We start from the raw sequence: 13,092 nt of genomic DNA on the forward strand, positions 1-13,092 counted from the left end.
GTTACAAAATGAAAACAAATATAAAATACAAAATTTCTATAATGTATAGGCTTTTGCTTCCATTAATCGCAATAATGTTATTCTCTTGCGAACAAGATTTGACAGATATTTCACTAAATAATATAGATGATAAACTAACATTAAAAATTTCAGATAGTATATCAGAACTTAAAGAATTACAATTTAACAAGAAATTAAAATTTTCTTGGTCAACAGGTACTAACAATGGTACAGGTTCTGCAATTACTTACACACTTGATTTAGATTTCAAAGAAAACGATTTTTCTGTTCCTTTACTTCAACCTATTTCAGATAAAAAAAATAATTATAATTTCGAAATTAATCATGAAACATTAAATAATTTACTTTTGCAATTCGGTATTTCTCCAAATACAAAAGTTGCTTTAAAAGCAAGGGTAACTGCCAAAGTATTACAAGATAAATCTACGCAAATATCATTAATTAATTTTGATGTAATAACCTATAAACCAGTCTCTAAAAACCTTTATATGGTTGGCGATGCAACTCCTAATGGTTGGAATATTTCCAATGCAACACAACTAACTCCAGACAAAGACAAAAAAGGTGTATTTATTTACAAAGGAGCTCTAAAAAAAGGAAAATTTAAATTTCCTGTAAGTCAAGATGGATGTTGGTGCCAAGACTTTTACACTAAAGACAAAAATGATGATAACAAAATTGTCTATAATGAAAAAGGAAGTGGAGACGATCTACAATGGGAAATTTTAAATGATTTAAATGCAGATGAAGAATATTTGTTAACAGTAGATTTATTAAATCTAAAAATTAACATAGAAATTGTTAAAAAAACACCAGATCTTCCTCCTTTTGATAAATTATGGATTGTTGGAGACGCATCAGAAAGTGGATGGAATGTAGATACACCAGCTGCATTTACACAAGATAAAAATAACCCGTTTATTTTCTTCTACGAAGGTCAGTTAAATCCAGGAGTATTTAAAATTTTTGCAGGTCCATTAGGAGACTGGTGTTCTGAGTGGTATAGACCATCTGTAGATAACGCAATGTTAGAAGACGGTTCTGTAAATCAAAACAAAGGTTGTGATATAGACAATAAGTGGCAAATAACAGCTGCTACAAGTACAAGATATAAGATTATCTTAGATACTAAAAATAACACAATCTCTTTTAAAAAAATAACATTGCATATAGTTGGGGATGGAGGACCTAATGGATGGAACATCTCAAACCCATCTGCGTTAGATTATGTTAATGGAGAATATGTCTTTAAAGGTGAATTAGGAGCTAATAACGCCACAGGAGAATTTAAAATATCAAAATTTACAGGAGATTGGTGTGATGGAGATTGGATTAATCCTGCTACAGAAGAGCAATCAATTAGTGATACAAATTTTATAACAACAACTAAATGTGATGGTCCTGATAATAAATGGAAATTAGTTTCAGGAGATGCTGGTACTTATGAAATAAGAATAAATCTAGATACTCAAACAATGAGTATAGTTAAACAATAATTTTTGAATTAATGTTAGTTAGTAAGTAGTGAACTTGCTTTTTTGAGTTCACTACTACTAATAATTATGTCTTCAAAATTGTACTAATAAAACAGTTTTATCTATGAAAAAAAATAGTTTAATATATGTTATAGTTATATCATTTGTTTTAATAGTTACTTATGGCTGTAAAAAAGAAGATTTGGAAGAGATTAGTTTTATTCCAGATAATCCAAGTGCAATTAAAGAAATAGATATTAAAAAAAACAAAGCTAGGTATAACCCAGGAGAATCTGTTTTATTTACGATTGACAATAATTTTAGTGATGTAAAGATAAAATACAAGTACCTTAATTCTGTTATAGAAGAGCAGCCTTTAACAGGTACCTCTTGGCAATGGCAACCTCCATCAGAAGATTTTAAAGGTTATATGGTCGAGTTGTATCAATCTAAAGGAGAGGAAGAAATTTCTGTAGGAACAATTGCTGTAGATGTTTCTTCAGATTGGACCAAGTTTCCCAGATATGGGTTCCTATCAAAGTTTGGCAATATTTCTGAACCCAAAATAAATCAAATAGTAAATAAATTAAAGGATTTCAATATAAACGGATTACAGTATTACGATTGGCACTATAAACATCATTTACCATTAAAATTGGATGGAAATTCGCCTGCTAGCACATGGCAGGATATTGCCAGACGTGAAACATTTTTTAGTACAGTAAAAAAATACATAGAAGTTTCAAAAAGTAAAAACATTGCCTCTATGAGCTATAATTTATTATATGGTGCTTTAGAAGATTATAGTTCAGACGATGTATCTCTTGAATGGATGCTTTTTAATGATACCAACCATCAAAATATTAACAAACATGTTTTAGACGACAATTTTGCTTTGAGTGATATTTTGGTTGTAAACCCAGCCAACAATCAATGGCAAGATTTTATTTTCGAAAAGACACAGAAAATTTATGACCATTTAGATTTTGATGGATGGCATTTAGACCAATTAGGTGATATAGGGAAACTATACGATTATGCAGGAAATGCGGTAAACTTACCAAACACCTATGGCACTTTTTTAAATAAATTAAAACAAAGATTTCCAGAAAAAAGAATGGTGTTAAATGCCGTAAACCAATATGGTCAGTCTCAAATTTTAAATGAAGATGTAGATTTTGCCTATACAGAGGTATGGAGAGGTAATGAAGGGTTTAAAGATTTAGCAACCATTATTCAAAACAATAACTCATTATCAAATCAATCAAAACAAACAGTTTTGGCTGCTTACCTTAACTATAATTTGGCAAATAACTCAGGTACATTTAATGCTCCAGGAGTTCTATTGGCAGATGCAGTAATATTTGCGTTTGGAGGAGCGCACATAGAGTTAGGTGAGCACATGTTGGGCAAAGAATATTTTCCTAATGAAAACCTTGTAATAAGTGGTGATTTAAACTCTAGTTTAAAAGCCTATTATAATTTTTTAACAGGTTATCAAAATATACTAAGAGGTGGAGGTACCTTTAACAATCCGCAACTTACTTCAGGCGATGGAAAAGTAAACCTTAACAATTGGCCTCCGGTTTCATCTAGTATTTCGGTTGTTGGCAAAGAGGTAAATAATAAACAAGTACTACATTTATTAAACTTTACCGATAGTAATAGTTTACTTTGGAGGGATACCAATGGCGAACAACTAGAGCCCACAACAATAGAGAATTTTATACTTGGTTTAGAAGATAATAAAACCGTTAAAAAAGTATGGTATGCATCGCCCGATTTAAATAAAGGAAGCTCAAAAGAATTACCTTTCTCTTATCGGAATAATAGATTAAACTTTAAAATTCCATCCTTAAAATATTGGGGTATGATTGTTATAGAATATAATTAAAAATCTTCTTTATGGATTCAGTAAAAAAAACATTAAAAATAATTTTTTGGGTGCTTGTGCTCACAAAAATACAAATAGGATATTCTCAGGAATATCAAATCTTATCATGTTCAGACTTTATAAAAACAGAAAATAACAATATTGTTTTTAAGTGTAATGATAGTATAAAACTTGGGCTTAAGTTTTTAGATTCTAAAACTATAAGGTTTTGGGTTTCTCCTAAGGGAGACTTTAAAAGAAATAATGCATCTTTTGCTGTTATAAACGAAGTTTTTGACCCCAATTTTAATATCGATGTGCAAGATTCTAACGCAGCTTTCGAGATGTTTACCGCCGATTTGCGTATCCGTATTCAAAAAGCACCGTTTAACATTCAAATTTTTGACAAATACCAGAAGTTAATATTAAGCGATTATAAAGAATCGGCTTTTACTTACAACGAAAAAGGTAAGAGTAGTACAAGAAAAACATTAAAAAAAGACGAGCACTTTTTTGGTCTAGGAGAAAAATCAGGAACACTAGATAGAAGAGGAAAATCATACACTATGTGGAATAGTGACAAACCTTGTTACTCAGAAACTGAAGACCCTCTATACAAAAGCATTCCTTTTTTTGTGAGTAATTATAATTATGGTATTTTTTTCGACAATACGTATAAAACCACTTTTAATTTTGGAGAAACTTCTAACGAATATTATTCTTTTGAAACACCTGGAGGTCCATTTATTTACTATTTCTTTTATGGCAAAAATTACAAAGACATTATAAAATCGTACACCAAATTAACAGGTAAACCAATCATGCCTCCAAAATGGGCTTTTGGATTCTCGCAAAGTAGAGGATTGCTAACTACAGAAAAACTTACTAGAGAAATTGCAAAAGGGTATAGACAACGCAATATTCCTTGTGATATTATTTACCAAGACATTGGCTGGGTAGAAGCATTGCAAAATTTTAATTGGCGAAAAGAAAATTACGACAATCCTAAACAGATGCTATCAGATTTAGCAGAAGAAGGGTTTAAGGTAATTGTCTCTCAAGACCCAATAATTTCACAATCAAACACAGAACAATGGAATTATGCAAACTCAAATAACTTTTTGGTAAAAGATAGTAGAACCAATAAAGCATACGATATGCCTTGGCCTTGGGGAGGAAATGCAGGTGTTGTAGATTTTACAAAGCCAGATGTAGCCGATTGGTGGGGAAGTTTGCAACAGAAACCTATAGATGATGGCATTAAAGGCTTTTGGACTGATATGGGAGAACCTGCGTGGAGCAATGAAGAAAACTACGATAGATTAAACATGAAGCATCATCTAGGAACACATGATGAAATTCATAATGTATATGGGTTTACTTGGGATAAAGTAGTTACAGAACAATTTGAAAAACGCAACCCAAATCAACGTGTGTTTCAAATGACAAGAGCTGCCTATGCAGGCATGCAACGTTACACATTCGGTTGGTCTGGAGACAGTGGTAATGGTAATAACATTTTAGATGGATGGGCTAACCTAGAGAATCAAATCCCTTTAGGACTTTCAGCAGGATTGGGTTTAATTCCTTTTTGGACAACCGATATATCTGGTTATTGTGGAGATATCACAGATTACGATGCCTTTTCAGAATTATATGTTAGATGGTTACAGTTCGGTATTTTCAATCCGTTAAGCAGAGCACATCATGAAGGAAACAATGCTGTAGAACCTTGGCTGTTCGGTGCCGATGCCGAAAAGATTGCAAAACAAGCAATTGAACTAAAATATAAGCTTCATTCTTATATCTATTCTTATGCGAGAGAGGCTTATGATACTGGTTTACCAATAATGAGAGCACTATTTTTAGAATATCCTACAGACAAAACAACCTATAAAATAGACAATCAGTTTTTGTTTGGAAAAGAGTTACTTATAGCTCCTGTGGTTGAAGAAGGCGAAACTTCAAAAGAAATCTATCTACCCAAAGGAAATTGGATAGATTTTAATGCACCTACAAAAAAATATAAAGGCAATACCTTTATTACCTACTCGACAAGTATTGATAACATACCCATGTTTGTTAAAGAAGGTGCCATTATACCAATGATGCCGGTAATGCAATATATAGGAGCTATAAAAAATGCTCCTGTAATACTGGATATTTACCCAAAACAAAAAGGAAAATCAACACCTTTTGAACTTTATGAAGATGATGGTGAATCGAACAATTATAAAAAGGATGTATTCTCTAAAACAAAAATCCAGTACGTTTCTAAAACAGATTTTGATGAGTTAATAATTAACAAACCAAACTTGAACGGAGGCTTTAAAACCGAACAACGAAATTATTACGTACAGATACATCTTTCGGAGAAACCTAAAAATATCTTATTAGCCGCTAAAAAATTAAAGAAATTAAGTAAAAAAAAGCTTTTAGAGAAAAGTAATGGAGATTTTGAACTCATGGGATATCATTTTAATTCTGAAGAAAACATACTTCATATTAGAATTCCAGACAATAAGAAAACGCAAAACATCATAATAAAAAAATAGAATGAATCATTTTAAACCGATATATCTGCTACTACTTATCCTTTTTGCTAGCTGTTCAAAAAAAGAAAACGTATTATACAAATCCCAAAGCTTTGTATTAAAGGACAATTCGGTAATTCAAGGAGATAATTTGGCCGAGGTGCTAACACCAACGCATTTAAAGTCCAATTATAAAAGTCAGGAAAACGAAACGTATTCTAACCTTTTATCATTCAAATTCAGTATTAATGAAAAAGATAATGACTTACCACAAGGGGTTGACCGTCACATTTTGATTACGAATCAAAAAAAATCACCAGTATATACCTTTGGCAAATCAGAAGAGAAACAAATTACTATCGAAAAAAGTACATTGCCCGTAGATTATGCCTTTACGTTTAGGTTGGATATGTCCCCAGTTTTTGAAGAGTTTAAAGAAAAAGGATTTTATCAAAGTGCTGATGGCTCTAAAATAGCAAAAGACGATTTTAAAACCGTGTACATTGCAGGTAGTGCACTGCCCCTAACATGGGATTTTGTGAATTTAGAAGAGAGAGCTTTAAAACTAACAGACCCAGATGGCGATAATATATACGAAATTACCCTAACCTTAAACCCATATATTCCAAATGTAGAAAAGGATTGGAAACTAAAAAAAGACCTATCAACTTCACCAAGATATAGTTCTAATTTACCAATAGTTGATGCACTTTATAACATGTCTTTAGAAGAATCTAAATTGGCCATTGAGCCCGATAGCACCTTTAGAACCGGTGCCAAATGGGGAGGTGTATGGACCAGGGATATTAGTTACAGTATTTATTTGGCATTTGCCTACTTAGAACCCGAGGTGGCAAAAATTAGTTTAATGAAGAAGGTAAAGCGTAATAGAATAATTCAAGATACAGGTTCTGGTGGTGCATGGCCAGTATCATCCGATAGAACTACTTGGGCATTGGCTGCATGGGAAGTGTATAAAACTACCGGAGATATAGATTGGTTAAAAAAAGCTTACACCATTATTAAAAATTCTGTTGATGATGATTATAAAACCATTAGGTCCAAAGAAACAGGAATGTATTCTGGAGAATCTTCCTTTTTAGACTGGAGAGAACAAACCTATCCCAAATGGATGTCTAATAAAGATATTTATGTGTCCCAAAACTTAGGAACCAATGTGGTACATTACCAAACGCACATAATTTTAGCCAAGATGTCTAAAATATTGGGAGAACCTTCAGATAGCTATTCTAAAATAGCTTCAGAAATTAAAAAGGGCATCAATGATTATTTATGGATGAATGAGAAGGGGTACTACGCACAGTATCTATATGGTAGAAACCACTTGATACCCTCAAAAAAATACGAGGCTCTTGGAGAGGCCTTGGCGATTATATTTAATGTTGCCGACAAAGAAAAAGCCCAAACCATAGTAAACAAATCACCATTGACCGAGTATGGCGCAACCTGTATTTACCCGCAAATACCAGAAATCCCACCTTACCATAATAACGGAATCTGGCCTTTTGTACAATCGTATTGGAATCTGGCAGCAGCAAAAGCAGGTAACGAAAAAGTATTGACCCATGGGTTAGCTTCTATTTACAGAGCCGCAGGTCTATATTTAACCAATTACGAAAATATGGTGGCAGATAATGGTGATTATATGGGAACCGAAATAAACTCCCATCGTATGCTTTGGAGTATGTCAGGTAATTTGGCAATGGTGTATCGTGTTTTCTTAGGGATGCAATTTGAAGCAGATAAATTGGTGTTTACCCCTACAATACCCAAAGTATACGGAGGTGTTAGGGATTTGAAAAATTTTAAATATCGAAATGCGATTCTAGATATATCTGTAGAAGGCTATGGCAATAAAATTTCGGAAGTGTTTTTAGATGGAAAAAAAGTTCAAAAAGCTATACTCTCTGGAAACATAACAGGAAAACATCAGCTAAAAATAAAGATGGCAAACAACGATTTTTCCAAAGGCAATGAAATTAACCTAGTACCTAATAGCTTCACACTTCCGGCTCCAAAAGTTGAGTTACGAAAAGATAAGTTGGTATGGAATCCTATTGATGGTGCAACATCTTATAATATCTATAAGGATGGTAAATTAATAGAGAATACTTCGCAAGAAACTTTTAATGTGAACATAGATAAGTTGAGTGAATATGCCGTTAATGCCTTAGACAGTAAGGGAGTAGAATCTTTTATAAGCGAGCCAGTAACGGTATTTAAAGAAGCACCTCGTGTTGTAGAAATAGAAGACTACTCAAAAAAATCAGATAAAAACTATGTAAATTATAGTGGAACAGGATTTGTAGAATTCTCCAATAATGAAAACCAAAACTTCATAGCAAATATTACAGTAGAAGAACTAGGAGATTATTATCTAGACTTTAAATATTCAAACGGTAGCGGCCCTTGGAATACAGATAACAAATGTGCCATTAGGTCACTTTATGTAAACGATTCTTTTATGGGAGCTATGGTTTTTCCTCAACGAGGTACCGATGAATGGTCAGATTGGGGATATTCCAATAATTATAAGGTAACACTTCATAAAGGTAAAAATCAAATAAAATTAGTACTTGAAGACTGGAACGTGAATATGAATGTTGATGTAAATAAAGCTATGTTAGACTTTATTCGATTGATAAAAATTTAAAAAAAATGGCAAAAAATAGTAACATAAATATATATTTTATAACCATTGTAGTTACTCTTGGCGGATTACTATTTGGTTATGATACAGGAGTAATAAACGGAACTCAATTCTACTTTTCAAAATATTTTGAACTCACAGGTGCTTTAAAAGGATTCATAGTAAGTAGCGCTTTGTTAGGAGCTTTAGCTGGAGCAGCTTGTGCTGGTATATTAAGTAAAGCAGTTGGAAGAAAAAGTTCTTTGTTATTAGCAGCAGTTTTATTTGCTATTTCTGCTTGGGGATCTGGTTTACCTGAAATTTTGCCAGAAACAACAACTATGATGGTTTTTTTCAGGGTTATAGGAGGAATAGCTATAGGAATTGCTTCGATGAATGCTCCTATGTATATTGCAGAAATAGCACCAGCAAAAAAACGAGGCAATTTGGTTACTTTTTATCAACTAGCCATTGTTATAGGCTTTTTTGTAGTTTTTTTGGTCACATATTTTATTGGAAATCAGTTAAGTGAATCAGAAAACGTACTGTTTGGATGGAAATATATGTTTTGGTCAGAATTAATACCAGCATTTTTATTTTTAGTGTTTTTATTCTTTGTTCCTAAGAGTCCTCGTTGGCTAATGTTAAAGGGAAAGGAAGTGGAAGCAAAACAAATTTTGGTACGCATACATGGTGAAGATATAGCAGTAACTGAAATGGAAGAAATAAAAAAATCGTTGGTTGGAGAAACCCGAGAAAAAAAAGTTTCTATATTTTCCAAATCATTATTACCCATAGTTATAATTGGTACGGTTTTATCAATTCTTCAGCAATTTACCGGTATTAATGCTGTGCTATATTATGGAGCCGATATTTTTGAACAAGCACTTGGCTTTGGTAAAGAAGATGTTTTGCTACAACAAATATTATTAGCCACAGTTAATTTGTTATTTACCTTTATTGCAATGTTTACTGTAGATAAATTGGGTAGAAAACCTTTGCTAATAATAGGTGGTGTAGGTATGTTAATTGGATTTTTAATGTTAGGGTGCTCATTGTATTTTAGCGATTATGGCCAATTAAACTCAGCAGGTTTGCCAACGATATCAAAGGTTGAAGGAATTTTGTGCCTTATCGGAATTTTAATGTTTATAGCATCGTTTGCCATGAGCATGGGGCCAGTAGTTTGGGTTGTTTTATCTGAAATATTCCCTAATAAAATAAGAAGTGCAGCAATGGCAGTAGCAGTAGCAGCTCAATGGTTAGCTAATTATTTTGTGTCTCAAACCTTTCCAATTATTGTAGATAGTAAGGCAAATCAATTACAAGTTAATGGAGGTGATTGGAACAATGCTTTGCCCTACTTTATATTTTCTGTATTCATTCTAATTATAATTTTCTTTGTATGGAGGTTTATACCTGAAACTAAAGGGAAAACTTTAGAAGAAATGGAAAATCTTTTTATAAAGAATAGTAAATAATTTACATTTACTAAAAATTGGTTTAATATGTTCCTAATAGATTGATATATAAATCTGTAATAGCGTATTTTACCAACAAATTTCATTAAAATTATAATTATGGGGCATTATAAAGACCAATTCTTAAAACAACTCTCATTTATATGTGCTTTTTTAACAGTTTTATTTATAAATAATATTGTTGCTCAAGAAACATGGGTAAAGCATGCCAAAATGGAAGATCAATACTTTCCTGTTACTCTTGCCAACGGTGTTATAGGTATTTTGCCAAGTAAAACGCCATTAAAAATTGACAAAGTAATTCTTAATGGTGTTTATGATGTTTACGGAAGAGGAGATGGTGTTTCTAATATTGTACAAGGAATTAATTTTGGTACATTAGATATTGTTTTTTCTGATGGTAAAAGTATTTTGGGGCAACCAAGCCTTATTAAAAAACTTTCCCAGAAGTTAGATATGAAAACTGCTACCTTTCAAAGCATGTCTCAGTTTGACGATAGAATAGGTATAACTTCTGAAGTAATGGCATTAAGAAATCTACCTTATAATGCCTTGGTTAATGTGTCCATCACTGCTAAAAAAGATATCACCTTTAAGGTTATAAATAAAATTGATGCAGGTCCCATACTTAAAGATCTTAAAACAAATTCTACAGAGATGTCTGCTCATGGAAAAAAGATAGTTTTAAATACTGTTTCTGGGTTTACTCCTACTAGAAAAGAAAAAATAGCAGCTACAACTACTTTTTTGTTTTCAAAAGGCATAAAGAGCAAAATAAAAAAGGATGAAAACAATAATACGTTCTTTGAAATATCTTTAAAAAAAGGAGAAAGCATAGATTTTTCTTTAATAGGAGCAACCTGTTCTACTGTCAAATATAAAGACCCTATTAATGAGAGTAAAAGATTAGCTTTGTATGCTTATTTAGAAGGTAAGGAAAAATTAATAGCAAACCATAAAACGGAATGGGCAGAACTTTGGCTTGGAGATATAGAAATTGACGGACCTCTAGAAGATCAGAAAAACATTAGGTTTGCACTTTATAACCTATACTCCTTTGTAAGAGAAAATACTGGCTATAGTTTATCGCCCATGGGATTATCTGGTATTGGTTATAATGGGCATATTTTTTGGGATTGTGAAATTTGGATGTACCCACCTTTGTTATTGCTACAACCAGAAATTGCAAAAAATCTATTAGATTATAGATATAACAGGTTAAAGGCTGCAAAAAGAAATGCCTTTAGTCATGGATATGATGGAGCTATGTTCCCATGGGAATCTGCTGAAACAGGCGATGAAGAAACTCCCATTTGGGCAATTAATGGACCTTTTGAACATCATATATCATCTGATGTAGCTATTGCTTTTTGGAATTATTATTTAGTAACTAAAGACATTAGTTGGCTAAAAGAAAAAGGATATCCTGTATTAAAAGAGGTAGCCGATTATTGGATAAGTAGAGTAAAAAAAAATAAGAAAGGAGAATATGAGATTAATAATGTAGTATGTGCTGATGAATGGGCAGAAAATGTAGATAATAATGCTTTTACAAATGCTGGTGCTATTCTCTCATTAGACTATGCTGTAAAAGCTGCTTTGTTACTTAATAAAATACCAAATCCAAAATGGAGTCATATTTCCAAAAATATTCCCATAAGAAAATTTAAAGATGGTACAGTTAAAGAGTATGAAACTTATAATGGAGAACAGATAAAACAAGCCGATGTTAATTTATTAAGCTATCCTTTGGGAATAATATCGGATAAGAAAACCATGAAAAAAAATTTAGACTACTATTCTAAAAAAGTTGATGGAGGTCCAGCAATGACGCATGGTATCTATTCTGTTATTGCTAATCGATTGGGTGATTCAGAAAAAGCATATTACTTTTTTCAAAGAGCGCATAAACCTAATTTACGACCACCTTTTGGTGTATTTTCCGAAACAGAAACCAGTAAAAATCCTTATTTTGCAACAGGTGCTGGTGCAATGTTGCAAGCTGTGATAAATGGTTTTGGTGGATTGGAAATTGGAGATAATGGAGGAATTATTCAAAAAAAATCAGTTCTTCCTAAAGCTTGGAAAGCTATAAAAATAAAAGGGGTTGGCTTAAAAGACCTTACATACGAAGTATCAAATTAATTAAGATAACTTCAAACTCGAATTTTAATCTTGAGATTAATTATTATTCAGATAAAAAAACTTAATTCTATTGTGGTTATTTTAAACCATTTCTTAGAACTATAAGAGAATATTAAGAAAAATAATCTTAATATACCATTTCTCATTAGAAAAAACAGCAACAGAATACTCTTTCTTCCTTTCTATTTCAGAATAAAAAGAAAACTTATATAAGAATATACTTTCTTCTTCTTTCATTTAATGAAAAAAAACATCATTTTCTTTTAAAGTAATTTCAAACAAGAAATGGTATTAAAACTATATAAGATACCATATTTTGGTGGTAATGTGGTAAAAAATGGTTGGTAATTTTTACATCAAGATTTGTTATATTCCCAAAGTTAATTTGAACAGGACATAAGCACTGCTGAGGAGCAACTTATTAGCGATAAAATTAACCTTATACAGTAAGAAAAAGAGATTAGGATTTTCCTAGTCTCTTTTATTTTACTGGTAAGTTTTATGGCTTAAAAAAACCTTATTTTTTATTTTTAAAAAATAAATACCACATTAAGTATTGCTTTCTGTGTTTGTAAGACAAACCTCTGTGAATGTTCAAATGTCCTTTCATATGCCCAAAAAAAGACTCAATAGCGTTAGTGGATTTAGGTATTCTAGGGTTATCCAAATAATGAAACATATTAGGTAGTGCTCTTTTGATAGTCATAAAAGACCTCCTAACCATTTTATGGGTGTACCAATATCTTTCAGTTTCTAGGTTATAGCTTTTTTGATTCATATAATTTTGATATTTATCTAGCCAGTTCTCTAAGTCTAAAAGCCACAAACTTAAATCCTGATAATTATCAATCAGATGCATTTTGGAGGTAATTTGTTTTAGATCATATCCTGCATCACTTTTCGGATTTTTAGT

General features: G+C 31.9%; 6 protein-coding genes and 1 pseudogene. 6 read left to right on the forward strand and 1 reads right to left on the reverse strand.

What is annotated here, in order from left to right; genetic code table 11:
- The first annotated feature begins 8 nt into the window (after positions 1-8).
- The 6 genes from ACY2RW_RS01630 to ACY2RW_RS01655 all read left to right on the forward strand — a co-directional run bounded on the left by ACY2RW_RS01630 (position 9) and on the right by ACY2RW_RS01655 (position 12,179).
- A complete protein-coding gene (locus ACY2RW_RS01630) occupies positions 9-1,517 on the forward strand; it encodes a SusE domain-containing protein (protein ID WP_490120941.1) in 1,509 nt (502 codons plus the stop codon).
- Between the two features lie 103 nt (positions 1,518-1,620).
- Complete coding sequence (locus ACY2RW_RS01635; RefSeq protein WP_490120942.1) at positions 1,621-3,390, forward strand: endo-dextranase; 1,770 nt, start codon at positions 1,621-1,623, stop codon at positions 3,388-3,390.
- A gap of 11 nt (positions 3,391-3,401) precedes the next feature.
- On the forward strand, positions 3,402-5,924 hold the full coding sequence (locus tag ACY2RW_RS01640; protein WP_490120943.1) for a glycoside hydrolase family 31 protein: 2,523 nt from the start codon (positions 3,402-3,404) through the stop codon (positions 5,922-5,924).
- Between the two features lies 1 nt (position 5,925).
- Positions 5,926-8,577 carry an alpha-L-rhamnosidase-related protein gene (locus ACY2RW_RS01645; RefSeq protein WP_490120944.1) on the forward strand — a complete coding sequence of 884 codons (2,652 nt, stop codon included), beginning with the start codon at positions 5,926-5,928 and terminating at the stop codon, positions 8,575-8,577.
- A gap of 5 nt (positions 8,578-8,582) precedes the next feature.
- Positions 8,583-10,034 (forward strand): sugar porter family MFS transporter, encoded by a 1,452-nt coding sequence (locus ACY2RW_RS01650; RefSeq protein WP_490120945.1) that lies wholly within the window; start codon positions 8,583-8,585, stop codon positions 10,032-10,034.
- A gap of 99 nt (positions 10,035-10,133) precedes the next feature.
- The gene (locus ACY2RW_RS01655; RefSeq protein ID WP_490120946.1) at positions 10,134-12,179 is read left to right on the forward strand and encodes a kojibiose hydrolase; all 2,046 of its coding nucleotides are present in this window, start codon (positions 10,134-10,136) and stop codon (positions 12,177-12,179) included.
- A 517-nt stretch (positions 12,180-12,696) separates the two neighbouring features.
- Here ACY2RW_RS01655 and ACY2RW_RS01660 read toward each other — a convergent pair.
- Positions 12,697-13,092: pseudogene (locus tag ACY2RW_RS01660) on the reverse strand (hypothetical protein); the annotation flags it as partial.

The organism is Polaribacter sp. 2305UL8-11 (genome assembly GCF_058147165.1).